Source organism: Mesorhizobium sp. M0491 (genome assembly GCF_040321265.1).
GTDB lineage: Bacteria > Pseudomonadota > Alphaproteobacteria > Rhizobiales > Rhizobiaceae > Mesorhizobium.
In genome coordinates this window covers 300,698-327,363 of the sequence record NZ_JAMYRE010000001.1, presented here as the reverse complement: position 1 = coordinate 327,363, position 26,666 = coordinate 300,698, and the positions used below count along the sequence as shown (strand labels likewise).

The window sequence follows — 26,666 nt, the reverse complement described above, 5'->3', positions numbered from 1 at the left end:
GCCTTTCCGTGACAAAAAACAGACGATTCTCGGCGCGCCAGCAAGGGCATGCCGGAGCTACCGGCTCGGCCGCGGGTCGGCAAGCGCCGCCTGCATCATCTCACGCACCTGGCTTTCCATCAGTTTCGACGTCTCCTTGCGGTTCGAACCCTTGGAAAAGGCGATTGCCTCGCCGAAATGCACCTCGACGTCGAGCGCGCCCTCAGCGAGCAATACCTTGAGATGCGGCATCAGATCCTCATCGCCGATCCAGGCGGCAAGCGGGCGATGCCGGCGGCCGAGCGGCACGCCGTGCAGACGCGTATAGGCGATCGCCACCGGCTGGATGAACACCTGTTCCGCCGCGCCTTCGGAAATCGCCATCGAGGCGGCGCCGAACAGCGTGCTCTTGAACGGCAGGACCATATTGCCGTCGCCGGTCGAGCCCTCGGCAAACAGCACCATCGCATCGCCCTTGGCCATGCGGCTGGCAATCTCGCTTGCCTGGTCGCCCGACGATCGCTTGCGCTCGCGCTCGATGAACACGGTGCGCTGCAGCTTCGACAGCATGCCGATCAGCGGCCAGCCTTCCATATCCGCCCTGGCGATGAACTTTACGTCGGCAAAAGAGCCGAGCACCATGATGTCGGTCCAGGAGATGTGATTGGACGCAACCAGCAGCGGGCGCTTGTCGGACAGCGCTCCCTTGACATGGATGCGCATGCCGAGCGCCCTGACGATCAGCCTGTGCCAGACCTTGAGGATGAAGGTTTCCGGCCACCAGCCAGTCTTCATCGACAGTATCTGTAACGGCACGAGGACCAGCGAACCGGCGACAACGAGGCCCAGCGCCAGGAGAATCCTGATTTTCTTGATCATCGCCCCATCCGGCCGTCTCGCTAGCGAAGATCGCGGCGCATGACAAGCGCGCCGGTCGGTCCGTGTTCGGCCGATCTGTAGTAATTCGGCCGCTTGCCGACCTCACGGAAGCCCAGCCGACGATAAAGCGCGATCGCCGCGACATTGGTCTCGTCGACCTCGAGGAACAGCGCTTCGGCGCGCTGCGCGTGCAGTTCGCGCAACACCGCGTCCATCAATTGCCAGCCCAACCCCTGGCGACGATGCGATCGCGCCACCGCGACGGTCAGGATCTCGCCCTCGCCTGCCGCAAGCCTCGCCAGTACGAAGCCGACGGGCGGCTTGGAGCCCTGTCCGGTTTCGCGCGCGGCATAGCCGAATACGGTGTCCTGTTCGAGCAGGGCGGCGAATTCGCCATCGGTCCAGGGGCGGACAAAGTCCTCGCGATGCAGCAGCGAGACCGCCGGACTGTCGGCGATCCTCAGCGGCTCGAGCGCGTAGTCCCTGCGGCGTGGTTGGAGAAAAGGTATGCGCATTTATCTTTCTTGCCTTGATAGAATAAAGCCAGCCTGCGGCTTGGCGTCGGCGCCGCGCATATAGAGTGGTTTCGGCCGTTCGCCTGCGCCCTTGGCGGCAGCCAGGCGGGCGTAGGTGACAATGTCGGCGGTGGCTGTCCGAGGGCCGACATCGAATTCGCGCCCGGCCGATGCGCTGATGAGCGCTGCCGCGGTGCCGGCAAGCACCGGAGACGTTTCCTTCGCCATGGCCACCACGTCAGCCAGCGTGGCCGCGGCCGGACCGTAAGCCAAGGCTGACATTTCATCGTAAAAGGCCGCGTGGATCTCTTCACGGCCGGCATCGAGCGCCGCCAGCACGGCGCGACCGGGAAATGCGGCTGCTGCTTCGGCGGCCAGCGCCTCCAGGGTCGTCACCCCGATCGCCGGTATCTTCAGCGCCAGCGCCAGGCCACGCGCGGTCGAGACGCCGACCCGCAGACCGGTGAAGGAACCTGGGCCGACGGAGACTGCGATGGCGCCAAGACCGGCATAGTCGGTTGCGCTTGCCTCCAGCGCTTCGGCTGTGACCGCCATCAGGTGCTCGGCATGGCCCTTGCCGAGATCGAGCACCGAGCGGCCAAGCTCCCGCTTCGCCACAGCATCATAGACGCAAGCGGCGCAAAGGTTGGCGGCACAGTCGATGGCAAGCAATTTCATGAGGCAACCGGTTCGAAAAACAATTCCCTGTGCCCGCCACGGCCCGCCACCGCAAGGGGATAGTGCATAATTCGTTAAACGGCTTCGCTGGTAGACTATGCGGCCTGTTCGATGCGCAGCATGTGGTTGTCCCAGACATAGTCCGGTTCGGAGCGTGTCGCGCCGCTGCCCTCGACGATCTCGCCGGCGCCGGTGGTGGCCATGAAGCCGGTTCCATCGGGGGCCACGCCGCAGACCTCGACCAACGCGCTGTTCGCAACGACCCGGCCGCTGGCCGCATCGATCACGACAAGCGAGTTGCCTTCCGGCGAGGAAACGGCGACGGTTCCGGCAGCCCGATTGGCCGCGACCGAGCCTATGTAGTTGCGGAAGCCGGACAAAACGTCCTGCGGCATGTCGAGCAACTGCAGATCCTTGCCGCGCGCGGCGCGACCGACCAGCAATGGACGATCGCTGCCCGGTCCCCGGTACTGGCAGCCGAACCAGACGGTTCCGGCCGGATCGGTGTCCATGTGGCGGATCGACAGCTGATGCAGTGCGGCCGGCAATTCGTGTTTCTCGATGACATAGCCGGTGACGCGGTCTATCAGCACATAGGACGGCTTCATGGTGGCGATGTTGAGCTCGGCGCGGCCGTAGTCCGGATGAGTCTCGATGCCGCCATTTGCAACCGCAATCGTCCTGCCATCGCCCAGGAGCAGAAGCTCGTGCGGACCCATGCCATAGGTCGGGAACTCACTGATGCGGCTGAATTTCGCCCGCGCGTCGTAGACGCCGACGACGCCGGCAGCATTCTCGAAGTCGTTTTCGGTGGCATAAAGCAGCGCCCCGTCGGGCGAGAACACGCCATGGCCGAAGAAATGCCGGCCGGCGATGCTGGCGATGGTCAGCGGCGCGTCACGGCCCGAGTGATCGAAAACCACGGCGAAGGTGCCGGGCTGACGCGCGAAGACCACCGAGCGTTTCGATATGGGATCGAAGGTGACATCGTGGCCGCGATCGGGCAGGTCGATCGCATGCAGGACCTTGCCGGCCTCGGACAGGACGGCAGCGCCAAAGCTGCCGTCGCGTTTGACGAAAGCGGTGGCGAAGACGGCGTCGGCCGCAAGCGTCGTTGCCCAGGCCGACGGCGCCATTGCCGCGGCAAAGCCGATACCCGCAGCCCTCAGGAAATCGCGGCGATCGATGAGGGAGGTTTTCAAGAGACTATCCTCCCCTGCACTGGCTCGCTCCAGGACACGGTGATTATTACGGATCGGAGCTGACGCTTGGCACCTACCGATTCTTGGAATAATCCATCGCAGACATTGGAAGTTGGCCGAAGCCTCCGGAACTTCGTCATCCACGGGCGGAGCAGGAGCGAAGCTCCGTCGCGGAGACCCGAGGATCCATGCTGTGACCTTGACCGTCGGGTGCAACGGAGCAAAATTCTGGACCGCGGCAGCGCTTTGAAGTCGCGGCATGGATCCCGGGGTCTACGCTGCGTCGCTTCGCTCCTTGCTTCGCCCCAGGATGACGAAGCTATGGGCGTATCGGCCAATCTCAAGGTCATGCTCAGTCCCCATCCAGCGAGGAGAAGCCTGCGGTCAGGCCGAATTCAGCGGTCAGCCTGGTGCCGATCAAGGCCGACAGGCTGGAGGTGATCAGCGCGAAATGATCGAGCTTGTTACGCAGCGCCGGATCGGCAAGCGCCTTGTCGATTGGACCGCTGACCGCCTTGGCGGTGGCGACACCGTTGACCAGCTGGATATGGATCGATTCGGCCATCCAGCGTGCATCGGCCGGCAGAGCGTCGCCAAGTTTCGAGGCCTGGAACAGCGTATCGATGCCGGAGAGATTGCCGGCCAGTGACGCGGTGGTGTTTTGCGAGCGCCAGTAGATTGCCTGTTTCGGCTTGTCCGCATCCGGCTTGCCGCCGAAAAACCCTTTCAGGCGCACGTCGCGGACCATTTCCAGTTCGTTGATGAAGACGCCGACCAGTTCCGTCACCGCTTCGTTGCCGTCGCGGTAGAGCGGGTTCTGCGTCCCCGGATTGGCCCAAAGCGCGGCAAATCCGTCCGGCTTGTTCCAGGCGGCGCTGACCTCGCCGGCCATGGTTTCGATGTTGCCGGCAACAGCAGTGCCATAAGCGCAGCGGTAGGGATCATCCTTGCCGGCAAGTGCATCGGCGCCGTCGCCGTAAAGAACGAATTCGAGCGCGCCCAGCCCCTGCATGGCAACGCTCTTGCCAGCCAGTTGTGCCGGATCGGTCGCGGTCGGATCCTTGTCGGACAGCGCCGCCTGTACCTGTTTCAGGCCGATGCTCTTGCGATCCGGCCAGAACAGCATGCGTTCCAGCCGGTTGTTCTCCTTGATCGGTCCGAAGGCGATGATTTCGGCTGACGACCAGGCATAGACGGTGGCGGAGAATTCGGCGCGTGCGGCATCGAGTTCTCCTTGCGAGGGCGCTTCGCAGAGCTTGTGCATCGCTTTCGTCAAGGCTTCCGCATGCTGATGCAGGCCGGCATAGGCCGGGCGGACAAAGCCATCGATCGCCCGCTGGATGATGTCGGAGGCTTTGACCGCCGCCGACGCCGGGACGACGCCCAGCAGAGCCAGCGGAAGAACGAGAAACAATGCAGAGCGCTTGAACATCACAGTGCCTCCAGGAATTTGAGCAGCGCATTGCGGTCGGCCGCATTGGCTGCGGCAAAGCGGTCGCGCGCTTTCTGCGCCTCGCCGCCATGCCACAGGATCGCCTCGGTCAAGCTGCGCGCGCGCCCGTCATGCAGGAAGAAGGAATTGCCGTTGACCGTCTCGGTCAGGCCGATGCCCCACAGCGGCGGCGTGCGCCATTCATTGCCCGTCGCATCTCCCACGGCCTGGCCGTCGGCCAGATCAGGCCCCATGTCGTGCAGCAGGAAGTCGGAATAGGGCCAGATCAGTTGGAAGGCCTGCGCCTTGTGGGCCGTGCCGCGACGGGTGACGAATTTCGGCGTATGGCAGGCGATGCAGCCGATCTCGTAGAAGATTTTCTTGCCAATGAGCACCTGCGGCGTGTCGAGGTCGCGGCGCGCCGGCACGGCCAGGTTCTGCGAATAGAAGGTGACGAGATCCATCACCGGCGGCGGCGCCTCGACCGGGCCAAGACGCTGCTGCACGCCGTTCGGCATGGCGATGCATTTTGCCTCCGCAGCAGTGCAATCGCCCCAATGCTTCGGCTCTTCGGGCGTCGAGATGCCGATGTCGCCGGCAAAGGCATCCGCTGCCTGCTGGCGGATCGACGCGGTCTGCGCCTTCCAGCCGAAGCGGCCGAGCGTCAGTTCCCCGCTCAAGCTATCGCGCACGATGTTCGGCCTGCCGGAAATGCCGTCGCCGTCCCTGTCGTCCGGATCGGCGTGGGCGAGAATATCAGCCGGCGCGATCTGTTCGATCAGGCCCAGGCCGATCATTGGCGGCGTCAGTCGCGGCGACAGCGTGGTGCGCGGGTCGAGTGGTCCATAGGCAGGGTCGACGACCGAATAGCTCGGTTTGCGCAAGGAAATCACGGTGCCGTCCGTCAGCTCCGCCTTACGTTCCTGGTAGTCGACATGCATCCCACCTTCGCCGCGCAGACCGGGTACGGCGAGCTCCTGCAATTGCGTGCCGTAGACCGGGTCGGGGAAGTTGAGCACCTTGTGTTCGGCAATCGCTGCCCTCTCTTCCGCGTTGCTGGCCTCCCGTGCCAGCCGCAGGAACATCGAGGTCGTGCCGGCGTCGCCTTGCGGCGGGCGGCCGCGGCCATCCTTCAGATGGCAGTTCTGGCAGGCACGTTCGTTGAACAGCGGGCCGAGCCCGTCCGAAGCCTGCGTCGAGGATGGCGACGACACCCAGTTCTTGCGGAAAAGGGCATTGCCGAGCTTGAAGTCGCCCTCTTCCTCGAAGGTGATGTTGGCCGAGGATTGCGAGAAGGAATCGCGGCTGACGTCCTTTCGGGACGTGCCGGCGCCACCTTGCATCAGTTCGAACTGCTCTGGCCTGGAAAAATCCATGGTCGGCCTGGTGACGGCGATGACGCGCGCCTGATCCTTCGCATTGAGGTCGGTGCGCGTGGTGGCGAGCCCGGCCGGCTGAAGATCACCGGCCATCGCCGAAGAGGCAAGCGCAAACACGAGCACGACACAGCGCCGACGCGCCAATCCGGCCGGCGTCTTCTCAGGGAGCGGCGAGCCGTCGGCCCGCCGCGAGCGGCGCACGAATTCTAGCAGGCGCCGCATTCCCGCATGCCCTTACTCCGCCTCGTCCGCCGATGCGGCGTTGAGCTGGCCGTATTTCTCCTCGCCGATCGAGGCAAGCAGGTCGAGCTGCGTCTCGAGAAAGTCGATGTGACCCTCCTCATCGGCCAGCAATTCCTCGAACAGCTTCATCGTCACGTAGTCGCCGGCGTCGTTGCAGATTTCGCGCGAGCGCTTGTAGGCGGTACGTGCGTCATATTCGCCGGCAAGGTCGGATTCGAGCACTTCCTTGACGTTCTGCCCGATGCGCAGCGGCGCCACGGACTGCAGGTTCGGATGGCCTTCGAGGAAGATGATGCGGGCGACGAGCTTGTCGGCATGGTGCATCTCCTCGATCGATTCCGCCCGCTCCTTCTTTGCCAGCTTGGCGTATCCCCAGTCCTCGAGCAGGCGGAAATGCACCCAGTACTGATTGACAGCCCCAAGTTCCAGAAAAAGGGCCTCGTTAAGCCGCTCGATGATCTGCGGATCGCCTTTCATGAATTCTGCTCCCGTATTGGACGCGCAGGCCTCTGACGCGATCCAGGTGTGAAACGACATCCACGCCGCTCGCCTCCGAGCGGGCGTGGTAATTTTCGGTGACCCGAATGATCGTTTCCACCACATTTGGGAAGCAGCCGCAACAGCGACCGCGCTTTTGCATGGCATGATAGATCTTCGCCGGCACGATCAGCTGCCAGGGATCCTGGTCCAGCAGCCCGACGATCGTCTGCTCGATCTCCTTCTCGGTGATGATATTGCAATGACAAATCAGCATTGGCTTGCTCGGCTGGCTGACGGCGTCTCCCGCGCCGTGTGGCTTGATTTTCTAGCGGAGGCCGTTCCAGAGCCGGTTTTCCGGCTCCCGGATCAGTCACCTGTCTTTCGACCCTTACTTGAACACCTTGTCCGGCGCGTCGAGGCTATCGGACCCTTCGAAGGCGATGGTGCTGAGCTTCAAGGAGCCGACGGCGCGCTCAATCGACTTGGTCTGATCGATCAGCGCATCGATCGCCGCCTGCACGGTGGCGTTGCCCTCAATGTTGCCCTCGGCGATCTGCTGGTCATAGGCCTCGCCGGCCAGTGCACGCGCCTTGATCGCCTCCATCTTGGCGACCGAAACATCGAGCTTGTCAGACAGTTCCTTGTCGATCGCCGGATCGGCCGCCTTCACCATATCGGCCACCGAGGGACCCGAAACGACGGTGCCGTCGAGACGCGTGTAGCTCGCATGATAGGCCGCGCGAATGCCGATGGCGTCGTAGAGATGCGAATTGTACGTGTTGTCGGAGAAGCAATCGTGCTCCTCTTCCGGATCATGCAGCAGCAGGCCGAGCTTCATGCGCTCGCCGGCCAGTTCGCCGTAGGACAGCGAGCCCATGCCGGTGAAGATGGTCGAGATCGCCGTGTTCGGCTCGCCATCGACGAGAGCCTTGCGGGCGGCGCCGTCTTCCTTCCAGTTGCCGACCATCTCCTGAATATCCGAAACCAGAAGGTCGCTGGCCGATTTCAGATACTCGGCGCGGCGATCGCAATTGCCGCCGGTGCAGTTCTGGAGGTCGTAGTCGGTATAGGGGCGCTCGCCGGCACCCGGCCCGGTGCCATGCAGGTCCTGGCCCCAGAGCAGGAATTCGATGGCGTGGTAGCCGGTGGCGACATTGGCCTCGATGCCGCCGGCTCCCTGCAGCGTGCCGGAGAGGAATTCCGGCGAAAGCTTCGATGCATCGACCTTCTTGCCGTTGATCTCGATCTCCTTGTTGGCGATCACATTGGCCGTGTAGAGCGCATTCGCGTCCGATTCGGTGCCGTAGCTCTTGGCGACGTAGTCGATCAAACCTTCATCCAGCGGCCAGGAATTCACCTTGCCTTCCCAGTCGTCGACGATCTTGCTACCGAAGCGGTAGACCTCGGTCTGCTGGTAGGGAACGCGCGATGCCTTCCAGGCGTCACGGGCAGCGTTGAGGGTTTCCGCCGATGGCGTGGCGAGCAGCGCGTCGACCGCCTTGTCGAGCGCCTGCGCGGTGGTCAGCGAATCCTCATATTTGGCGAGCGCGATGTCGGAATAGGTCTTGATGACGGCCTTTGCATCGGTTTCCGCCTTTGCCGGCAACACGAATACCGCCGCCGTCAGCAGGGCAGTGGCGCCGATCGCCGCAAGCCTGCTGCCATATCGTGCTGTCATAATCACTCTCCAGTTTCTCGGAAATTCTGTAAACGGCGCGCACAGCAACCGGCGCCAGGCCATCTGCGGGCCATTGGGCGCAAGAGATGCCGCGCTAGCGCGCGGTTCGCGGAAGAAAGACACCAAAATGCCTCCAATCGAAAGGGTTCAAGGCCCAGACATTAAAGGGATGCGCTGACGCGCGAGCTTCCATAAAGCTGCGACATCGTCGGATGTCAATGACAATCCGTAGGAAAAGTCAATTGAAACAACAGTTTAGAATTATTCTAAACTACGACTGTCAACTTATGCGTCTTTCTGCACCGGTCTTGCCGTTGAACTGTACGATTGACAGCTGCCATTCCGGGTGCGACCCGCAAAAGCTCTCTTGCGGCGGCACCAGACAATTGCCACTTGGCGAGACATCCTAGGATAGAAGCGGGATTGGAATGCGATGAAGAACGGTGTGGTCATTGTCGGCGCGGGTCATGCGGGCGTGCAAGCGGCCGCCAGTCTGCGCGAAGACGGCTATGACGGGCCGGTGATCCTCGTCGGGGATGAGGACGAACTTCCCTATCACAAGCCGCCGCTGTCGAAGACTTTCATCAAGGATGCCGAGGCCAAGCCGCAACCCTTGCGCGGCGAGGCCTTTTACACCGGCAGCGCCATCGATTACCGGCCTGGCGTCAGGATCGATCGCATCGATGCCGAGCGCCGCAGCCTGGAGATATCAGGCGGTGGCGCGCTTGCTTTTGATCACCTGATCCTGGCGACCGGCTCGCGCCCGCGCACCCTGCCGTTGCCCGGCTCGGACCTGTCCGGCGTGCTGTCGCTGCGCTCGCTGGCCGATGCGCGGCTGATCCGCGACCTCAGCGCGCAAAGCGACGAAATCGTCATCCTCGGCGGCGGTTTCATCGGGCTGGAGATAGCAGCCACACTGCGGGCCACCGGCCGCACGGTGACAGTGGTGGAGGCCGTGGACCGGCTACTCGGCCGCGCCGTGGCGCCGGTGGTGGCGAGCCACGTCCGGCAACGGCTGGAAGCGACAGGCGTGCGCATTCTCACCGGCACCTCGATCGCCAGGCTCGATGGCGAAAACGGTCATGTCACGGCCGCCATCACCTCGTCAGGCGAAAGGCTGCCGGCGCGCATGGTCATCGTCGGCATTGGTGCCATGCCGAATGTCGAACTGGCGCAGTCTGCAGGCCTCGGCATCGCCAACGGCATCCGCGTCGATCATCAGATGCGCACGTCGATGCCGGAGATTCTTGCCATTGGCGATGCTGCCTCCTACCGTCACTGGTTCACCGGCGGCGACGTGCGGCTGGAATCGGTGCAGAACGCCACCGATCAGGCGCGGCTTGCCGCGCGCACGATATCAGGCCACACCGACGCCTATTCGGCGGTGCCATGGTTCTGGTCGGACATCGGCGACATGAAATTGCAGATGGTCGGCCTGACCGCCGGCGGCGACAGCCATGTCGTGCTGGGCGACCTGCCCGAAAACAAATTCTCGATCTACCACTATGCCGGCGACCGGCTGCTCGGCATCGAATCGGTCAACCGCCCCGGCGACCACATGCTTGGCCGCAAGATGCTCGGCGCCGGCTTTTCGCCGACGCCGGAAACGGTTGCTGAGGGACCTGACGGTTTGAAGGCGGCGCTGGCCGCGTTTCAGCAGGATGAGCCTGCCAGGGCTGCGGGCTAGCCCCCGCTTACCCTCCCTTGTGGGGAGGGTCGCTGTGAAGCAGCGGGGTGGGGTCTGCGCGAGGCGCCCCACCCGGACCTTCGGTCCGACCTCCCCACAAGGGGGAGGTAGAAGTTCAGGCGGCGCAGACTTCGCGGATCGAGCTTTCCAGGATGTCGAGTGCTTCGTTCATGACTTCGTCCTGGATGGTGATCGGCGCCAGGAAGCGGATGACGTTGCCGTAGACACCGCAGGTCAGCAGGATCAGGCCCTTGTCGAGCGCCTTCAACCGGATCGCATTGGCGATCTCGGCCGACGGCAGGCCCTTCTTGACGTCGTTGAACTCGACCGCGTTCATGAAGCCGAGGCCTCTGATGTCGACGATCTCGGGCACGTCGTCGCGGATCGACTGCAACCGCTGCTTCAGCCTTGCGCCCAGCGTGTTGGCGCGGTCGCACAGGTTTTCGTCCTCGATCACGTCCAGCACGGCGTGCGCGGCGGCAACGCCGATCGGGCTGCCGCCATAGGTGCCGCCTAGCCCGCCGGGGCCGGGCGCATCCATGATTTCGGCGCGGCCGGTGACCGCCGCCAGCGGAAAACCGCCGGCCAGGCTCTTGGCCATGGTGGTGATGTCAGCCGCCACCTCATGGTGATCCATCGCAAACATCTTGCCGGTGCGGGCAAAGCCGGTCTGCACTTCGTCGGCAATCAGCAGCATGCCGTGCTGGTCGCAAAGCTTGCGCAGCGCAACCAGGAAGTCACGCGGCGCCTCGTAGAAGCCGCCCTCGCCCTGAACCGGCTCGATGATGATGGCGGCGACGCGGGCCGGATCGACATCGGCCTTGAACAGCCGGTCGAGCGCCGCCAGCGAGTCGGCGACCGAGACACCGTGCAGCGGCACCGGGAACGGCGCATGATAGACATCGCCCGGCATGGCGCCGAAGCCGACCTTGTAGGGCACGACCTTGCCGGTCAGTGCCATGCCCATGAAGGTGCGGCCATGGAAACCGCCGGCGAAGGCGATGACCGCCTGACGGCCGGTGGCATTGCGGGCGATCTTGATGGCGTTCTCTACCGCCTCCGCCCCGGTGGTGACGAAGATCGTCTTCTTCTCGAACTTGCCGGGCAGCATGCCGTTCAGCCGTTCGGCCAGGCGCACATAGCTCTCATAGGGCACCACCTGGTGGCAGGTGTGGGTGAAGCGGTCGAGTTGTGCCTTGACCGCTTCGATCACCCTGGGATGGCGATGCCCGGTGTTGACGACGGCGATGCCCGACGAGAAATCGATATAGCGACGCCCCTCGACATCCCAGATTTCCGAATTTTCAGCCCGGTCGGCATAGATCTGCGTGGTCATGCCGACACCGCGGGAAATCGATTGGTTCTTGCGTTCGGAAATGGCTGAATTCTTCATCGTATCCCTCACCGGGCCGGCGCCCGTCCTGTTTGATGCCGTTGAGACATCTTCTGACCTTATTTCACGTTTTCCTCAAGTCGGCACCACCGGCAGGCGATTGGGCCTGCGGTGGGCAGATCCCGGCGCTTAACCAGTCAGGCGATACACGTACGAGACCGGTTTCCTTTTCCCGGGGATCGACTATCCTCTGGATGTCCACGAGGCATCGCGACCAGCGAGCCGCCGCGGCCGGGGGAGCCCATGAGCAGGAACGTGACTTCGCCCGTCTCGCAGCCGTCGGTCCAAGCTCCCGGTCTTTTGTCTTTTCCAGCCGCCCCGGCGCTTTTCGCCTGCACGGCTGCGCTGCTTTTGGTCGGCTGCCAGAAGCAGGAAGCGGTGGACAAGAAACTGCAGATCATGGTGCGCACCGAAACGGTGGCGATGGCCGACTATGCGCCAAGGACCTCGCTGACCGGGGTGATCGCGGCGCGTACGCTGAACAATCTGTCGTTCCGGGTCGGCGGTCGCGTCGCCGAACGGTTTGTCGATGTCGGCCAGCATGTCGATCAAGGCACGGTGCTTGCCCGGATCGATCCGCAGGAGCAGGAATCCGATTTGCGCTCGGCGCAGGCCGATCTCGACGCGGCACAGGCGCAATTGACCCAGTCCGCCGCCGCCTTCGAACGGCAGAAGACGCTGCTCGCCCAGGGTTTCACCACCAGGCGCGATTATGACGCCGCGGACCAGGCCCTGAAGATGGCACAAGGCAGCGTCGATGCCGCGCAGAGCGCTTTCTCCAACGCCCAGCAAAACCTGTCCTTCACCGAACTCAAGGCCGGTGCCGCCGGCGTGATTACCGCCCGCCAAGTCGAAACCGGCCAAGTGGTGCAAGCCGCGCAAACCGTCTTCACCGTCGCCGAGGACGGGGACCGCGACGCGGTATTCAACGTGCAGGAGACGCTGATCGCCAAGACACCGGCATCGCCTGCGGTGACGATCACGCTGTTGTCCGATCCGCAGGTCAGGGCGACGGGCAAGGTCCGCGAAATCTCGCCTGCGGTCGACCCGGCTTCGGGCTCGATCCGGGTCAAAGTCGCCATTCCCGACACGCCCGCCGGCATGCCGCTGGGGGCAGCCGTCATCGGCTCGGTAAGCGCCAAACCGGCGAAGGCGATCCTGCTGCCTTGGCAGGCGCTGACGTCCAGCGGCGGCAAGCCGGCGGTCTGGATCGTCGATCCCTCGACCAAGGCGGTGACGATGGCGCCGGTCGAAGTGCTGGCGTTCAATTCGGGCACGGTCGTGATCGCCAAGGGGCTGGACGCGGGCCAGAGCGTCGTCACCGCTGGAGGACAGCTGCTCAGCCCTGGACAGACGATCGAAATATCGGGAGCGGGCCAATGAGCCGAACGCCACGCATCCTGCTCGGCGTGCTCATGCTCGGCGCGCTGGCATCCTGCTCCAAGTCGGAGGAAAAGCCGCCAGAGATCATCCGACCGGTGCTGTCGATGGTGATCGAGCCGCGCACCACGCAAATCTTCGGTTTTGCCGGATCCGTCGAACCGCAGGTCAGCGCCGACCTGGCCTTCCGCCTGCTTGGCCGGGTCGTCTCGCGCGACGTCCAGGTCGGCGACATCGTCAGCAAGGGCACGACGATAGCGGCACTCGATCCGACCGCGCTGGAGTTGGGCCTCCAGGCGGCCAAGGCGGAACTGTCCAATGCCGAGGCGCAGCTCGCCAACGCCGCCGCCAGCGAGGAACGGCAGCGCCAGTTGCTCGCCTCGGCCAACGCCACGCAAGCTGTCTTTGATGCCGCGCAGCAGGCGCGCAAAGCTGCGGAGGCAGGTGTCGAGCGGGCCAAGGCTTCGCTTGCCAAATCGCAGGAGCAGCTCGGCTATGCCAGGCTGTTCTCTGATTTCGACGGTGTCGTCACCGCGGTCGGCGCCGAAGTTGGCCAGACGGTCTCGCCCGGCCAGACCGTCGTCACCGTGGCGCGTTCGGACCTGCGCGAGGCGGTGGTCGACATTCCCGATCAATTGACCGGTGATCTTGAGGCCGGCACGCCCTTCCAGGTGATCCTGCAGTCGCTGCCGACGATCCAGACCGGGGCCAAGCTGCGCGAGATCGCACCGCAATCCGAGGGCTCGACCCGCACGCGGCGCGTCAAGCTGACGCTCACGGATCCGCCACAGGCCTTCCGGCTCGGCTCGACGGTAACGGCGACCCGCGTGACCAAGGTGGCACCGACGATCGAACTGCCGATGTCGGCGCTGTTCGAAAAGAACGGTTCCGCGAAAGTGTGGATCGTCGACCCGCAGACATCCAGCGTGAACGCACGCGACATCAAGATCGCGTCGAAGAATGGCGTTATCTTCACCGTGGCCGAAGGGCTTGACGCGGGCATGCGTGTCGTCACGGCGGGCGTCCACAGCCTGAGCGAAGGCCAGAAGGTGAAAGTGCTCGAGGGAGGCGCCTCATGAAAGGCTTCAATCTCTCCGACTGGGCGCTCAACCACCGCTCCATGGTCTGGTATTTTATGCTGGTCTTCGTCGTGGCTGGCGTGTTCTCCTACCTCAATCTCGGCCGTGAAGAAGACCCCAACTTCACCATCAAGACGATGATCATCCAGGCCAACTGGCCGGGCGCCTCGGTCAAGGAAACCGTGCAGCAGGTGACCGACCGTATCGAGAAGAAACTCGAGGAACTCGACAGCCTCGACTACACCAAGTCCGTCACCACGGCCGGCCAGACCGTCATCTTCGTCAACCTGAAGGACACCACCAAGGCACGCGATGTCGTGCCGAACTGGATTCAGGTGCGCAACATGGTCAACGACATCGGGGCGCAGTTTCCGCAGGGGGTGCAGGGACCGTTCTTCAACGACCGCTTCGGCGACGTCTATGGCAACATCTACGCCTTCACATCGGACGGGCTGACGCCGCGCCAGTTGCGCGACTATGTCGAGGACACCAGAACAAAAATCCTGACCGTGCCCAACGCCGGCAAGGTCGACCTGGTCGGCGCCCAGGACGAGGCGATCTATCTCGAATTCTCGACCCGCCAGATCGCCGCCCTCGGCCTCAACCAGCAAGCGATCGTGGCGAGCCTGCAGGCGCAGAACGCGATTACGCCGTCCGGCCTCATTCAGTCCGGGCCGGAGCGCATCAGCGTGCGTGTCGGCGGGCAGTTCACCTCCGAGGACAGCCTGCGCGCCATCAATCTGCGCGTCAATGACCGCTTCTTCCGCCTCAGCGACGTGGCGACGATCACGCGCGGCTATGTCGATCCGCCTACGGCGCTATTCCGCTTCAACGGCCAGGACGCGATCGGGCTCGCCATCGGCATGAAACCCAACGCCAACCTGCTCGAATTCGGCGAGGCGCTGCACAAGGAGATGGACAAGGTGCTGGCCGACCTGCCGGTCGGTGTCGGCGTGCATCTGGTGGCCGACCAGCCGGTCATTGTCGAGGAGGCCGTCTCGGGCTTTACGCGCGCGCTGTTCGAGGCGGTCGCCATCGTGCTCGCGGTGTCGTTCATCAGCCTCGGCATGCGCGCCGGCTTCGTCGTGGCGCTGTCGATCCCGCTGGTGCTGGCCATCACCTTCACGGTCATGGCCTATCTCGGCATTTCGCTGCAGCGAATTTCCCTGGGTGCGCTGATCATCGCGCTCGGGCTTCTGGTCGACGACGCGATGATCGCGGTCGAGATGATGGTGGCGCGGCTGGAGGTCGGCGACAATCTGCGCAAGGCGGCGACTTATGTCTACACATCGACCGCCTTTCCGATGCTGACCGGTACGCTGGTGACGGTCGCCGGCTTCATCCCGATCGGCCTCAACAACAGCGCCGCCGGCGAATATACCTTCACCCTGTTCGTGGTCATCGCCGTTTCGCTGCTGGTGTCATGGGTCGTGGCGGTGCTGTTTGCGCCACTGCTCGGCGTCACCATCCTGCCGGCGACGATGAAAACCAAGCATCACGACCAGCCCGGCCGCTTCACCTCGCTTTTCCGGCGCGTGCTTGTCGGCTCGGTGCGCCATCACTGGCTGACCATCATCGTCACCGTGCTTTTGTTTGCCGGCTCGATCGCCGGCTTCGGGCTGGTGCAGCAGCAGTTCTTTCCGCCATCGGACCGGCCGGAGCTGATCGTCGACTGGAACCTGCCGCAGAATGCCTCGATCGCCGATACGCGCGACCAGATGGAGCGGTTCGAGCAGCGGGCGCTGGTCGGCAATCCCGACATCGACCATTTTTCGTCCTATATCGGCCAGGGCGCGGTGCGTTTCGTGCTCGCCTATGACGTGCAGCCGGCCAACCCCTATTTCGGCCAGACCGTCATCGTCACCAAGAGCATCGCGGCCCGCAACCGGGTCAAGCCGGCGCTTGAAAAACTGCTGCGCGAGGAGTTCGTCGGCACCGACGCCTTCGTCAAGCCGCTCGAACTCGGGCCCCCGGTCGGCCGCCCGGTGCAGTATCGCATCGGCGGTCCCGACATCCAGACGGTGCGCGAACTGGCGCAGCAATTCGCCGGTGTCATCTCCGCCAATCCAAAGCTTGCCGCGCCTACCTTCGACTGGAACGAGCCGCAACGCGTGCTGAGGGTCGACGTGCTGCAGGACAAGGCACGCCAGCTTGGCATCACCTCTTCCGACATCGCCAGCGCGCTCAACAGCACCGTCGGCGGCGCTACCATCACGCAGGTGCGTGACGCCACCTACCTGATCAATGTCGTGGCGCGCTCGCGTGGGTCCGAACGCGGCTCGATCGAAACGTTGCAGAACATGCAGCTGCCGACCAGTACCGGCGAGGCGATCCCGCTCGCGGCCGTCGCCAACTTCCGCTACGATCTGGAGCAGCCAACGGTGTGGCGACGCGACCGCATCCCGACCATCACCGTGCGCGCCGGACTGGTCGGCGACGTGCTGCCGGCCACCGTCGTCAACGAATTGAAGCCGTCGGTCGATGCCTTCACCGCCAAGCTACCGCCGGGCTATTCGATCGCCACCGCCGGCTCGGTCGAGGAGAGTGCCAAAAGCCAAGGACCGATCGCCGCCGTCGTGCCGTTGATGCTGTTCGTCATGGCGACGATCCTGATGGTGCAATTGCAGAGTTTCCAGCGCCTGTTCCTGGTGGTGGCGGTGGCGCCGCTCGGCCTGATCGGCGTTGTGGCGGCCCTGGTGCCGAGCGGCGCGCCGCTCGGCTTCGTCGCCATCCTCGGCGTGCTGGCGCTGATCGGCATCCTGATCCGCAACTCGGTCATCCTGATCGTGCAGATCGAGGATCTCGTCCGGGAAGGCAAGGACCGCTGGGCGGCCGTCATCGAGGCGACGGAACACCGCATGCGGCCAATCGCGCTGACGGCGGCGGCCGCAAGTCTCGCCCTGATCCCGATCGCGCGCGAAGTGTTCTGGGGCCCGATGGCCTATGCCATGATGGGCGGCATCATCGCCGGCACGGCGATCACGCTGCTGTTCCTGCCAGCGCTTTATGTGACGTGGTTCAGGATCAAGGAGCCGAAAGCCCAGGAAGAGCTACCCGTGGAGAGCGGCGAACCGGTGCAAGCTCAGACTTAAGGCTTTGCCGGGTCATTCGTTGTCGTTGGAGGGTACGGGGCGTGACTTGGCGCGTTGCCACGGCGACGATTTTGAGGTGCGCCAGGCATGCCAACCTTTCGGCAAATCGGCCAACTCCACGATGGTTTCATCCAGTTGAACCACCTCTTGCAGGCCTACGAGCATTACCTCGCGTTCATCCCAATCTCGAGTGTCGCTGCTGTAGAATTGCCAACTGCCACCTTCGTCGTTGTAGCTGTCGTCGTCGTCATCTTCATGCACAACGTATGCGATCCAGTCGCCACGTTTAAATAGGCTCTTGTCCGACAACACCGCGAGGTTGGGCGGATCCGCAAACTTCCATTCCTCCATCGGAATCCCTGAAGACGGTTGGTTCTGCACACAGGAAGACGAATTCAGGCGGTTCTCACAAACCCGTCGCTCGCTCTCAGCAGGTTGCGAGTATAGTCCTTCGTCACGCGACGTTCGACGAGATCCGCCGCCGCCAGGTTCTCAACCGCCTCGCCGCTTTGCATCACCATCAGCCGCTCGCACATATGGGTGATGATGGCGAGGTCGTGGCTGACCATCAGGAAGGTCAGCTTGCGCCGCTTGCGTACCTCTTCCAACAGGTTGAGCACTTCCGCCTGCACCGAGGCATCGAGCGCCGAGGTCGGCTCGTCGAGCAGCAGGATCGAAGGTTCGAGGATCAGGGCACGGGCAATCGCCACGCGCTGGCGCTGGCCGCCCGATAGTTGGTGCGAATAGCGGAAGCGAAAGCCGTTTCCCAGCCCGACCTCGTCGAGCGCCCGCTGGATGCGCTTTTCGCCATCGGCGAAGCCGTGGATGGCAAGCGGCTCCTGCAGCAGGCGGTCGACGGTCTGGCGCGGGTGCAGCGAGCCGTACGGATCCTGAAAGACCATCTGCACTTTGCGGTAGAAGGCCTTGTCGCGGCGTGGCCCGAGCGTCTTGCCGTTGACGGCGATGCTGCCCGATGCGACCGGCGCAAGGCCGGCGATGGCCCGAAGCAGCGTCGATTTGCCGGAGCCGGATTCACCGACCAGGCCAAAGGATTCACCCGGCTGCACGTCGAGGCTGACGCCCTTCAGTGCGCGAAAACGGTCGAAGATCACTTCCAGCCTGTCGACGGCAATCGCAGAAGTCATGCCGCCCACTCCGGCTTGCGGTCGAGCACCGGCAGCGGGTGGCGGTCGGCACCGATCTTGGGCATGCAATTGAGCAAGCCGCGCGTGTAGGGATGCTGGGCATGGCCGAGTTCGGACGCCTTGAGCTGCTCGACCACCTTGCCGGCATACATGACGATGACGCGGTCGCAGAAGGATGAGACCAGGCGCAGATCGTGCGAGATGAAGATCAGCCCCATGCCGCGCTCACTGACCAGCCGGTCGAGAATGCCGAGCACATCAAGCTGCACGGTGACGTCGAGCGCCGAGGTCGGCTCGTCGGCGATCATCATTTCCGGACCGGCGATCAGCATCATGGCGATCATGGCGCGCTGGCCCATGCCGCCGGACACTTCATGCGGATGCAGGTTGAAGACGCGAGAGGGATCACGGATCTGCACCGCCTCCAGCATGGCCAATGCGCGGTCGCGCGCCTCGGCCTTGCCGACCTTTTCATGCGTGCGCAGCGTTTCGACGATCTGGCGGCCGATGCTCATCACCGGGTCGAGCGAGTATTTCGGATCCTGCAGGATCATGGCGATGCGCTTGCCGCGCAGCGCCCGGCGTTCGCGCGGCGAGACGCTGAGCAGGTCGATGCCGTCGAAGGCGAGCTTGTTGGCCGATATCCGCGCCTGCGGCGGCGTCAGGCCCATGATGGCGCGGCCGGTCTGCGATTTGCCGGAGCCGGATTCTCCGACGATGCCGAGCCGTTCGCGGCCGAGCGAGAAGGAGACGCCGCGAACCGCCTCGATCAGCCCGGTGCGGGTCGGGAAGGTGACGCGCAAATCGTCGACCTCGAGCAGCGTCTTCGTTTCCCTGCTCATTGGTCACCACTGCGGGGATCGAGCGCGTCGCGCAGGCCGTCGCCGAGCAGGTTGAAGCCGAGGCTGACGATGAGGATGGCGAAGCCCGGCGCACCGGCCACCCACCACTGGTCGAGCACGAAGCGGCGCCCCGACGCGATCATCGTGCCCCATTCCGGCAGCGGCGGTTGCGCGCCGAGGCCGAGGAAACCGAGCCCGGCGGCGGTCAGGATGATGCCGGCCATGTCGAGCGTCACCCTGACGATCAGGGACGAAATGCAAAGCGGCATGATATGGCGCAGCACGATGCGGAAGGGCGAGGCGCCCATCAGCTGCACCGCCTTGATGTAATCGGAATTGCGCACCGTCAGCGTCTCTGCCCGCGCGATGCGGGCATAGGGCGGCCATGAGGTGATGGCGATGGCCAGCACCGCATTCTCGATGCCGGGGCCAAGTGCTGCAACAAACGCCAGCGCCAGGATCAGCTTGGGAAAGGCGAGAAAGATGTCGGTGATGCGCATCAGGATGGCATCGGTCCAGCCGCCGGCATAGCCGGCCACCGTGCCGACCAGAAGGCCGATCGGTGCCGCGATGATGGCGACCAGGATGACCACATAAAGGGTCCAGCGCGAGCCGTAGAGGATGCGCGACAGGATATCGCGGCCGAGATCGTCGGTGCCAAACCAGTGCTCGGTGCTCGGCGCCAGCAGGCGCGCGTTCTTCAGGTCGCCGAACGTCGGAGAATAAGGCGCCAGCACACCGGCAAGGGCGGCAACGATCAGCAAGGCAATGATAATGAGCAGGCCGAGAAAGGCCAGCCGGTTGGCGGAAAAGCGCCGCCACGCCACATAGGCGCGGCCGAGCCTCGCCTGGGTGCGCGAGGCCGGCCGCTCGCTGAGCAGCCAGTCGCGACGAGAGAGAGGACGGGCGTCGGAGGCGGTCATGATGATGCCTCTTGGAGCTGTCGACCCCCACTCCGGCCTGCTTCGCAGACCACCTCTCCCCCGCTCGACGGGGGAGAGGAAAGGCGCGAAGCGTGCGACCGGCTTTTCCTCTCCCCCGGGCAGGGGTGTTTGGACCGGAGACATCGCGAACAGGTGTGCGAGGACATCGCGAACAGTTTGGCGTGCTTTGCGCCGGGAGGTTCGCGATGCCATTTGGGAACACCAGCGTGATGGATGGGAAGTTGGAGTTTGTGCGTCTTGCGGTGCAGGATGGCAGCAATGTCAGTGCGCTTTGTCGTCGTTTCGGGATTGGCCGAACCTGTGGTCACAAGTTGATCGCGCGGTATCGCGCCCATGGCGAGGCCGGGCTTGCGGAGCAATCGCGCCGTCCAGCGACGAGCCCGGCGCGCAGCCCGGATGCAGTCGAGGCGGCGGTTCTTGGCATGTGCCGGGCGCACCCGGCCTGGGGCGGACGCAAGATCTCCAAGGTCCTGCGGCGCGAGGGAACCGGTTCGCCTGCACCTTCCACGGTGACCGGGATCCTGCACCGCAATGGCGTCGAGCTGGGTTTGCTCGGGGGTGGAGCCAAGCCGTTCGGGCGCTTCGAGCATGCCGCCCCCAACGATCTGTGGCAGATGGACTTCAAGGGCCATGTCGCATTGCGGCAGGGCGGCCGGCTGCATCCGCTGACCGCGCTCGACGACCATTCGCGCTTCTCCGTCGTGCTGCAGGCTTGCATCAACGAGACCGGCGAAACGGTCAAACCCCACCTGATTGTCGCCTTTCGCCGCTATGGACTGCCGCAGCGCATGGCTTTCGACAACGGCCCACCGTGGGGAGATGGCGGACGAAGCAACTTCACACGCTTCACCATCTGGCTGATCGAGCACGGCGTCGCCATCTCCCATTCCAGGCCTCTGCATCCGCAGACGCTGGGCAAGGAAGAGCGCTTCCACCGCTCGCTCAAGGCCGAAGCGATGGCCGGACCTGCTTTCGAAAATCTCGATCGCGCGCAGAAAGCCTTCGATGCCTGGCGCGACCTCTACAACACCGAAAGACCCCACGATGGCCTCAAGGGTTGCGTCCCCCTCGACAGATACACACCCTCGCCGCGATCCTTCTGCGAGGCCGTCGAAGCTTTCGACTACCCACAAGACGCCATCGTTCGCAAGGTCCAGAAAGAGGGCCGCGTCGCCTTGTGCGGCTACATCCTGCGCCTCTCCAAGGCATTTGGAGGGAAAGCCGTGGCCTTCACCCCCACCGGCAAGGACGGCGTCTTCCAAGCCTTCTTCAGACATCAGAAAATAGAAACAGTCGACCTCAACCTCTGCAGACGATAAGTGACAAAACTGTTCGCGATGTCCTCGCACACCTGTTCGCGATGTCTCCGGTCCAAACAAGGGGGAGAGGTGACCCGAAGGGCCGGAGTGGGGGTGATTGGCCGCAGCTGGAGCAATTCCAGGAAAAGTGTGAAACGGTTTTCCGTCCGGAATTGCGTAAAAACAAGGAGTTGGAGCGGGTCGCCGTTTCCGTGAAACGGTGAACTGCTCTAGGCCCGAAAGTGGAATACCTCTGCTCATTGAACCTTCGTCCTCGGATCGAGCACCCGATACAGAAGGTCGGAGAGGAGATTGATGGCGATGAACACCGAGCCGATGACTATGGTGCCGCCGAGCACCGCGTTCATGTCGGCGTTCTGCAGCGAGTTGGTTATGTAGAGGCCGATGCCCGGCCATGAGAAGACGGTCTCGGTCAGCACCGAACCTTCGAGCAGCCCGGCATAGGAGAGCGCGATCACCGTCACCATCGGCACCGCCGCATTGCGCAGCGCGTGGCCCCAGATGATGCGGGTTTCCGACAGTCCCTTGGCGCGCGCCGCGACGATATATTCCTGCGACAATTCGTTGAGCATGAACGAGCGCGTCATGCGGCTGATATAGGCGAGCGAGAAATAGCCGAGCAGCGAGGCCGGCAGGATGATGTGGCGGAAGGCGTCGTAAAAAACGTCCCACTGCCCCTGCATCGCAGAGTCGAGGAGATAGAAGCCAGTGATCGGCGTAAAGGTGTATTCGTAGACGATGTCGAGCCGCGCGGGGAAGGCAACCCATTGCAGCTTGGCGTAAAACAGCACCAGCGCCAGCAGTCCCAGCCAAAAGATCGGCACGGAATAGCCGATCAGGCCGATGATACGCACGATCTGGTCGATGAAACTGCCGCGCCTGACCGCGGCCAGCACGCCAAGCGGCACGCCGAACAGCGCGCCGATCAGCGTCCCCAGCGTCGCCAGTTCCGTCGTGGCCGGAAGCGCCCGGCGAATGTCGGTCATGACAGGATTGGTGGTCAGCACAGAGACACCGAAATTGCCGTTCAGGGCATTTTTCACATAGATGTAGAACTGCTCGACCAGCGGCAAATCGAGGCCCATCTCGCGGCGCGTGCGCTCGACGACATTGGCCGGCGCCCGGTCGCCGAGCACCGCCAGCACCGGGTCGATCGGGATGACGCGACCGATGAAGAAGGTGACCGCGAGCAGACCAAGATAGGTCGTGATCGCGATGACCAGGAAACGGCCAAGCGATGATGCAATAGCGACGGCACGGGCGCTGCCGCGCCCCGCCGCCACTTCCTTTTCAACCGTGCTCATGCGGCGTGTCCGCGAGCACTATTCCTTGGACACCGGCCCGACGAAATTGCTGTCGAAGCTCGGGCCGAGGGCAAAGCCCTTGAGGTTCTTGCGCAGGCCGGCCACTTCCAGCTGCTGGTGGATGACGACGAAGGGGCTGGTGTCCAGGATCTTCTTCTCGAGATCCTTGTACATGTCAGCGCGCTTGCCGGCGTCCTTCTCAAGCAGCGCTGCTTCCGTCTCCTTGGTCAGGTCCGGAATGTCCCAGGCATTGCGCCAGGCCAGCGTCTTGGACTTACCCGCATCCGAGTTGTCCGGATTCGAGGCAAAGGTCTGGGCGTTGGAGTTCGGATCGAAATAATCCTGGCCCCACTGGCCGATATAGATGTCGTGGTTGCGGGCGCGGTACTTGGTCAGCGTCTGCTTGCCGTCGCCCGGGACGATCTCGAGCTTGATGCCGGCCTGTCCGAGCGTCTGCTGGATCGATTCCGCCATGCCGGTCGTCGGCTGACCGGTGCGTACGTCCATGGTTACGCTGAAGCCGTCGGGCAGACCGGCCTTGGCCAGCAATTCCTTGGCCTTGGCGACATCGAACTTGAACGGATTCTCATCCAATTCGCCGAGCACACCCTTCGGCAGGAAGGTCTGGTGGATTTCGCCGATGCCCTTGAGGATCGTCGAGCTCAGCGCATCGTAGTCGACCAGGTATTTGAAGGCTTGGCGGACCTCGGGCTTGGCGAGGTTGGCATTCTTCTGGTTGAGGCTGATGTAATAGACCGTGCCCTTCGGCGCGCTGGTCGAGGTGAGATCGGCGTTCTCGGCGATGGCGTCGAGGTCGTTCGGCTCGAGATTGCGGGCAACGTCGATGTCGCCGGCCTCGAGCGCCAGGCGCTGGCCCGAGCTTTCCTTCATGTTGCGGTAGATGACGCGGGCAAGCTTGGCCTTCTCGCCGTAGTAATTATCGTTGCGCTCGAGAACGACCACCTCATTGGCCCGCCATTCGCGCAGCTTGAAGACGCCGGAGCCGGCATAGCCGGTCTTCAGCCAGGCATTGCCGAAATCATTGTCCCATTTGTAGTCGGCGCTCGGCGTCACCGCAGCGACATGTTCCTTGACCAGCTTGGCGTCGACCACCGATGCAACCGTTGCCGACAGGCAGTTCAGCACGAAGCTCGGCGCATAGGCCTTGTCGACGGTGAACTGGAAGGTGGTCTCGTCGACCGCCTTGGCCTTCTCGGCGACGTTGTCGCCGCTGATGCCGAATTGGCCGATGATGAAGGCCGGGCTCTTGTCGAGCTTGACGGCGCGTTCGAACGACCAGGCGACGTCGGCCGCGGTGATCGGATTGCCGGAAGCGAATTTCAGGCCGGGCTTGAGCTTGAATGTGTAGGTCAGGCCGTCATCGGAGACGGTCCAGCTTTCGGCAAGGTCTCCCTTGACCTTGGAGGTGTCGCTGAGGTCGAGACGGACAAGCAGATCATACGTGTTGCCGGTGACCTCGGCGGTCGACAGCTCGAACGCCTCGCCCGGATCCATGGAGATGATGTCGTCGATCGCGAAACCTTCGACCAGCGTGTCGGCGGGCGTGACCGCACCGGCGGGCGCGCCGGCCAGAAGCAGCGCGGACATGGCTGCACCCGCCAGCAGGAAGCGAGAGCGTAGAGCAAACTTTTCCATCATCATCGTGATTGTTCCCTGTTTTGTTGTTTGTTGACCTGAGTTCCCGGCTCAGGGTTGTGCAATTCTTTTCGGGCCTGGAGAAGGCCCCAGTGATCTCTTACCGTTGCGGTTTTTGTCCAGTTGGTCAACACCATATCCGGCAGCCTCGTGGCGGGCAACGAGCATTTATACGATGGCTCAATGGGCCAGAAAGGCCGGTGGGATGTCGACGCATCGGCCAGCCAATCGAGGCTGCCGATCGAGGATAATCTGGCGAATGTCGCGGCTATCTCAGCGCCGCGACCAGGCTGGTGTCAGGGAAGCAGGTGGCGGCGCGGCCGTTCTTGGCTTGCCAAATGCCGATCGAACGGCGGGTCTTGAAGCCGGGCAGGCCATCGGCGCTGCCGACGTCATAGCCCTTGGCTTCCAGCGCGCGTTGCAGAGCGGCTATGTCCGAACGGTGGAGCCCGCCGACCGCGCCCCAGCTGCCGGCAAAATTCGAATCGCCATGGGCGATGCGATCGGCGCCATGGCCGATGAACAGCGCGTAGAGGTCGCTGGTGTTGTACTGCTTCAGCACGTAGAAATTGGGCGTGGCGATAAAGGCCGGACCGCTGCGCCCTGCCGGCATCAGCAGGAAGCCTTCGGCCTTCATCTCACTCGCTGGAAACGGCTTGCCGCCGACGCGCCTAACGCCCATTGCCGCCCATTCGGAGATTTTCTTGCCCTGGTCCGGGCCTTCCAACGAACAGGAAACGCTTTCCGGCACCATCACCTCGAAACCCCAGCCACGGCCCTTTACCCAGCCATAGTGGACGAGATAATTGGCGATCGAGGCCAGCACGTCCGGCGTCGAGTTCCAGATGTCGGCGCGGCCGTCGCCGTCGAAATCGACGGCATGTTTCAGGAACGAGGTCGGCATGAATTGCGGCTGGCCGAGCGCTCCGGCCCAGGACGATTTCATCGCGCCGACCGGAGCCAGCCCGCGCTCGACGATCTCGAGTGCAGCAAGCAGTTCGGTGCGGAAGAAGTCCTTCCTGGTCGACATGAACGCTTTGGTGCCCAGCACTTCGAAGGCGTCGTAGGGCATCTTCGCCGCGCCGAATCCGGTCTCGCGGCCCCAGATCGCCAGCAGCACTTCGCCCGGCACGCCGTAGCGCTTTTCGATAGATGCAAGTGTCCTGGCATTGGTGGCTTCGCGCGCCCGGCCGCCTGCCGTCACCGCGCGAACCGTCTTCTCGGCGAAATAGGCGCCGGGTGAGCCGAATTCGGCCTGGTGCTGCTTCTGCGGCGTGGTCGCCTTATCGCCCGGCTTGACCAGGTCGGGCAGCTTCAGATTGGGATTGATGCCGTCGAAGGCGGCATCGAGGGTGGCTTTGGAAATGCCTTTCGCCCTGGCTTGCGGCCAAAGGTCGTTCTGCAGCCAGGCGCGAAACTGGTCGTCGATCTTTGCGGCGGAGGCGGGGGTGGAAAGGAGGACCGCGAGAAGAACTGCAAAAAAGGAAAACAGAGCCAATCTGAGAGGTTTGCGTTCCTTCACACCCCCCTCTGTCCTGCCGGACATCTCCCCCGCAAGGGGGGAGATTGGCCGCTTCATCGGCGGCGCTCTTGTTGCAATGTCGGCGATTTGCGAAAACAAAGATGACATCCGATCTCCCCCCTTGCGGGGGAGATGTCCGGCAGGACAGAGGGGGGTGCTTGGCACCAGCCTCGACGGATGCGCAACAATCATGATCCGCATCCTCTGCCGCAACTTTGTCAAAACGCCGTCCGCGAGCGCAGCGCCGCGGCCAGCGTGCCCTCGTCGAGATAGTCGAGTTCGCCGCCGACAGGCACGCCATGCGCCAGTCGTGTCACCTTGATATCGAAGCCGGACAGCTGATCGGTGAGGTAATGCGCGGTCGTCTGGCCCTCCACCGTAGCATTGACGGCGAGGATGATCTCCTTGACCTCGCCACCGGCGACGCGGTCGATCAGCGAGCGCATGTTGAGCTGCTCGGGGCCGATGCCGTCGAGCGGGGACAGCGTGCCGCCGAGAACGTGGTAACGCACATTCATCGCCGCCGCGCGCTCCAGCGCCCACAGGTCGGAGACGTCCTCGACGACAATGATGGTGCCGGCATCTCGGCGCGGATCGGTGCAGATCATGCAAGGGTCCGATGTATCGACATTGCCGCAGGTCGAGCAGATGCGCACCTTGTCGGCCGCCTCGGCCATGGCGGCGGCCAGCGGCGACAGAAGCTGCTCCTTCTTCTTGATCAGATGAAGGGCGGCACGCCTGGCCGAACGGGGACCCAGCCCCGGCACCTTGGCCAGGAGCTGGATCAGACGTTCGATCTCGGGACCGGCGATTCGCTTCGACATCGCTCTGATCTAGG

At 63.6% G+C, this 26,666-nt stretch carries 23 protein-coding genes; 5 read left to right on the top strand and 18 right to left on the bottom strand.

The features are described from left to right. Window positions 1–57: 57 nt before the first annotated feature. The 9 genes from olsA to NKI69_RS01440 form a co-directional block, all read right to left on the bottom strand. Entirely contained in the window at window positions 58–858 is an 801-nt protein-coding gene (gene olsA, locus NKI69_RS01480) for a lyso-ornithine lipid O-acyltransferase (protein ID WP_352554676.1), read from the bottom strand. 20 nt (window positions 859–878) lie between these two features. Beyond that, window positions 879–1,373, bottom strand: a complete 495-nt coding sequence (gene rimI / locus NKI69_RS01475) for a ribosomal protein S18-alanine N-acetyltransferase (protein ID WP_024503455.1) — start codon at window positions 1,371–1,373, stop codon at window positions 879–881. Further along, window positions 1,374–2,051 carry a tRNA (adenosine(37)-N6)-threonylcarbamoyltransferase complex dimerization subunit type 1 TsaB gene (gene tsaB, locus NKI69_RS01470; RefSeq protein WP_352719694.1) on the bottom strand — a complete coding sequence of 226 codons (678 nt, stop codon included), beginning with the start codon at window positions 2,049–2,051 and terminating at the stop codon, window positions 1,374–1,376. 95 nt (window positions 2,052–2,146) lie between these two features. Continuing rightward, entirely contained in the window at window positions 2,147–3,253 is a 1,107-nt protein-coding gene (locus NKI69_RS01465; protein WP_352719692.1) for a DUF1513 domain-containing protein, read from the bottom strand. Between the two features lie 352 nt (window positions 3,254–3,605). Beyond that, window positions 3,606–4,685 carry an imelysin family protein gene (locus tag NKI69_RS01460; protein ID WP_352719690.1) on the bottom strand — a complete coding sequence of 360 codons (1,080 nt, stop codon included), beginning with the start codon at window positions 4,683–4,685 and terminating at the stop codon, window positions 3,606–3,608. After that, complete coding sequence (locus NKI69_RS01455) at window positions 4,685–6,286, bottom strand: di-heme oxidoreductase family protein (protein ID WP_023811420.1); 1,602 nt, start codon at window positions 6,284–6,286, stop codon at window positions 4,685–4,687. Before NKI69_RS01455 ends, NKI69_RS01460 begins: the two co-directional genes overlap by 1 nt. A gap of 12 nt (window positions 6,287–6,298) precedes the next feature. After that, a complete protein-coding gene (bfr, locus tag NKI69_RS01450; RefSeq protein ID WP_013527914.1) occupies window positions 6,299–6,784 on the bottom strand; it encodes a bacterioferritin in 486 nt (161 codons plus the stop codon). Continuing rightward, window positions 6,750–7,061, bottom strand: coding sequence for a (2Fe-2S)-binding protein (locus tag NKI69_RS01445; RefSeq protein ID WP_023811421.1), 312 nt, complete (start codon window positions 7,059–7,061; stop codon window positions 6,750–6,752). Before NKI69_RS01445 ends, bfr begins: the two co-directional genes overlap by 35 nt. A gap of 114 nt (window positions 7,062–7,175) precedes the next feature. After that, entirely contained in the window at window positions 7,176–8,465 is a 1,290-nt protein-coding gene (locus tag NKI69_RS01440) for an imelysin family protein (protein ID WP_352719688.1), read from the bottom strand. A 433-nt stretch (window positions 8,466–8,898) separates the two neighbouring features. Here NKI69_RS01440 and NKI69_RS01435 point away from each other — a divergent pair, with 433 nt between their 5' ends. Further along, window positions 8,899–10,152: an NAD(P)/FAD-dependent oxidoreductase gene (locus NKI69_RS01435; protein ID WP_352610759.1), complete on the top strand. Its 1,254-nt coding sequence runs from the start codon at window positions 8,899–8,901 to the stop codon at window positions 10,150–10,152. 115 nt (window positions 10,153–10,267) lie between these two features. On the opposite strand, the gene NKI69_RS01430 is transcribed toward NKI69_RS01435, so the two are convergent. Then, complete coding sequence (locus NKI69_RS01430; protein WP_352610760.1) at window positions 10,268–11,545, bottom strand: 4-aminobutyrate--2-oxoglutarate transaminase; 1,278 nt, start codon at window positions 11,543–11,545, stop codon at window positions 10,268–10,270. A gap of 243 nt (window positions 11,546–11,788) precedes the next feature. Here NKI69_RS01430 and NKI69_RS01425 point away from each other — a divergent pair, with 243 nt between their 5' ends. The 3 genes from NKI69_RS01425 to NKI69_RS01415 are packed head-to-tail and all read left to right on the top strand — an operon-like array spanning window position 11,789 to window position 17,096. Beyond that, a complete protein-coding gene (locus NKI69_RS01425) occupies window positions 11,789–12,928 on the top strand; it encodes an efflux RND transporter periplasmic adaptor subunit (RefSeq protein WP_023811425.1) in 1,140 nt (379 codons plus the stop codon). Continuing rightward, window positions 12,925–14,004: an efflux RND transporter periplasmic adaptor subunit gene (locus NKI69_RS01420; protein ID WP_352719685.1), complete on the top strand. Its 1,080-nt coding sequence runs from the start codon at window positions 12,925–12,927 to the stop codon at window positions 14,002–14,004. Before NKI69_RS01425 ends, NKI69_RS01420 begins: the two co-directional genes overlap by 4 nt. Continuing rightward, window positions 14,001–17,096, top strand: a complete 3,096-nt coding sequence (locus tag NKI69_RS01415; protein ID WP_352719683.1) for an efflux RND transporter permease subunit — start codon at window positions 14,001–14,003, stop codon at window positions 17,094–17,096. Before NKI69_RS01420 ends, NKI69_RS01415 begins: the two co-directional genes overlap by 4 nt. Window positions 17,097–17,108: 12 nt before the next feature. On the opposite strand, the gene NKI69_RS01410 is transcribed toward NKI69_RS01415, so the two are convergent. From NKI69_RS01410 to nikC, 4 genes are read right to left on the bottom strand one after another with little or no spacing between them, the layout of a single operon-like run. After that, window positions 17,109–17,447, bottom strand: a complete 339-nt coding sequence (locus NKI69_RS01410) for a hypothetical protein (protein WP_128304325.1) — start codon at window positions 17,445–17,447, stop codon at window positions 17,109–17,111. Between the two features lie 44 nt (window positions 17,448–17,491). Beyond that, window positions 17,492–18,241, bottom strand: a complete 750-nt coding sequence (locus NKI69_RS01405; protein WP_352719681.1) for an ABC transporter ATP-binding protein — start codon at window positions 18,239–18,241, stop codon at window positions 17,492–17,494. After that, window positions 18,238–19,083, bottom strand: coding sequence for an ABC transporter ATP-binding protein (locus NKI69_RS01400; RefSeq protein WP_031213315.1), 846 nt, complete (start codon window positions 19,081–19,083; stop codon window positions 18,238–18,240). The genes NKI69_RS01405 and NKI69_RS01400 overlap by 4 nt, the downstream gene beginning before the upstream one ends. After that, a complete protein-coding gene (gene nikC / locus NKI69_RS01395; protein ID WP_023811431.1) occupies window positions 19,080–20,006 on the bottom strand; it encodes a nickel transporter permease in 927 nt (308 codons plus the stop codon). Before nikC ends, NKI69_RS01400 begins: the two co-directional genes overlap by 4 nt. Before the next feature lie 206 nt (window positions 20,007–20,212). Here nikC and NKI69_RS01390 point away from each other — a divergent pair, with 206 nt between their 5' ends. Continuing rightward, a complete protein-coding gene (locus NKI69_RS01390) occupies window positions 20,213–21,346 on the top strand; it encodes an IS481 family transposase (RefSeq protein WP_352719738.1) in 1,134 nt (377 codons plus the stop codon). Between the two features lie 236 nt (window positions 21,347–21,582). Here the strand turns inward: NKI69_RS01390 and NKI69_RS01385 are convergent, their stop codons facing one another. The 4 genes from NKI69_RS01385 to recR form a co-directional block, all read right to left on the bottom strand. Continuing rightward, the gene (locus NKI69_RS01385) at window positions 21,583–22,650 is read right to left on the bottom strand and encodes an ABC transporter permease (protein WP_128304323.1); all 1,068 of its coding nucleotides are present in this window, start codon (window positions 22,648–22,650) and stop codon (window positions 21,583–21,585) included. A gap of 18 nt (window positions 22,651–22,668) precedes the next feature. Then, window positions 22,669–24,312 carry an ABC transporter substrate-binding protein gene (locus tag NKI69_RS01380; RefSeq protein ID WP_352719679.1) on the bottom strand — a complete coding sequence of 548 codons (1,644 nt, stop codon included), beginning with the start codon at window positions 24,310–24,312 and terminating at the stop codon, window positions 22,669–22,671. A 262-nt stretch (window positions 24,313–24,574) separates the two neighbouring features. Next, window positions 24,575–25,852, bottom strand: a complete 1,278-nt coding sequence (locus NKI69_RS01375) for a lytic murein transglycosylase (protein WP_128304321.1) — start codon at window positions 25,850–25,852, stop codon at window positions 24,575–24,577. Between the two features lie 194 nt (window positions 25,853–26,046). Next, entirely contained in the window at window positions 26,047–26,652 is a 606-nt protein-coding gene (gene recR, locus NKI69_RS01370) for a recombination mediator RecR (RefSeq protein WP_128305643.1), read from the bottom strand. Window positions 26,653–26,666 lie beyond the last annotated feature (14 nt).

What these genes read in the sequence shown, in the direction of transcription:
- NKI69_RS01375 (WP_128304321.1), bottom strand. Translation starts at nt 25,852, where the DNA reads ATGTCCGGCAGGACAGAGGGGGGTGTGAAGGAACGCAAACCTCTCAGA.
- NKI69_RS01435 (WP_352610759.1), top strand. Translation starts at nt 8,899, where the DNA reads ATGAAGAACGGTGTGGTCATTGTCGGCGCGGGTCATGCGGGCGTGCAA.
- NKI69_RS01410 (WP_128304325.1), bottom strand. Translation starts at nt 17,447, where the DNA reads ATGGAGGAATGGAAGTTTGCGGATCCGCCCAACCTCGCGGTGTTGTCG.
- NKI69_RS01440 (WP_352719688.1), bottom strand. Translation starts at nt 8,465, where the DNA reads ATGACAGCACGATATGGCAGCAGGCTTGCGGCGATCGGCGCCACTGCC.
- NKI69_RS01430 (WP_352610760.1), bottom strand. Translation starts at nt 11,545, where the DNA reads ATGAAGAATTCAGCCATTTCCGAACGCAAGAACCAATCGATTTCCCGC.
- NKI69_RS01455 (WP_023811420.1), bottom strand. Translation starts at nt 6,286, where the DNA reads ATGCGGCGCCTGCTAGAATTCGTGCGCCGCTCGCGGCGGGCCGACGGC.
- NKI69_RS01400 (WP_031213315.1), bottom strand. Translation starts at nt 19,083, where the DNA reads ATGAGCAGGGAAACGAAGACGCTGCTCGAGGTCGACGATTTGCGCGTC.
- NKI69_RS01385 (WP_128304323.1), bottom strand. Translation starts at nt 22,650, where the DNA reads ATGAGCACGGTTGAAAAGGAAGTGGCGGCGGGGCGCGGCAGCGCCCGT.
- olsA (WP_352554676.1), bottom strand. Translation starts at nt 858, where the DNA reads ATGATCAAGAAAATCAGGATTCTCCTGGCGCTGGGCCTCGTTGTCGCC.
- NKI69_RS01445 (WP_023811421.1), bottom strand. Translation starts at nt 7,061, where the DNA reads ATGCTGATTTGTCATTGCAATATCATCACCGAGAAGGAGATCGAGCAG.
- NKI69_RS01415 (WP_352719683.1), top strand. Translation starts at nt 14,001, where the DNA reads ATGAAAGGCTTCAATCTCTCCGACTGGGCGCTCAACCACCGCTCCATG.
- NKI69_RS01405 (WP_352719681.1), bottom strand. Translation starts at nt 18,241, where the DNA reads ATGACTTCTGCGATTGCCGTCGACAGGCTGGAAGTGATCTTCGACCGT.
- NKI69_RS01425 (WP_023811425.1), top strand. Translation starts at nt 11,789, where the DNA reads ATGAGCAGGAACGTGACTTCGCCCGTCTCGCAGCCGTCGGTCCAAGCT.
- tsaB (WP_352719694.1), bottom strand. Translation starts at nt 2,051, where the DNA reads ATGAAATTGCTTGCCATCGACTGTGCCGCCAACCTTTGCGCCGCTTGC.
- rimI (WP_024503455.1), bottom strand. Translation starts at nt 1,373, where the DNA reads ATGCGCATACCTTTTCTCCAACCACGCCGCAGGGACTACGCGCTCGAG.
- NKI69_RS01390 (WP_352719738.1), top strand. Translation starts at nt 20,213, where the DNA reads ATGCCATTTGGGAACACCAGCGTGATGGATGGGAAGTTGGAGTTTGTG.
- NKI69_RS01460 (WP_352719690.1), bottom strand. Translation starts at nt 4,685, where the DNA reads ATGTTCAAGCGCTCTGCATTGTTTCTCGTTCTTCCGCTGGCTCTGCTG.
- recR (WP_128305643.1), bottom strand. Translation starts at nt 26,652, where the DNA reads ATGTCGAAGCGAATCGCCGGTCCCGAGATCGAACGTCTGATCCAGCTC.
- NKI69_RS01380 (WP_352719679.1), bottom strand. Translation starts at nt 24,312, where the DNA reads ATGATGATGGAAAAGTTTGCTCTACGCTCTCGCTTCCTGCTGGCGGGT.
- nikC (WP_023811431.1), bottom strand. Translation starts at nt 20,006, where the DNA reads ATGACCGCCTCCGACGCCCGTCCTCTCTCTCGTCGCGACTGGCTGCTC.
- NKI69_RS01420 (WP_352719685.1), top strand. Translation starts at nt 12,925, where the DNA reads ATGAGCCGAACGCCACGCATCCTGCTCGGCGTGCTCATGCTCGGCGCG.
- bfr (WP_013527914.1), bottom strand. Translation starts at nt 6,784, where the DNA reads ATGAAAGGCGATCCGCAGATCATCGAGCGGCTTAACGAGGCCCTTTTT.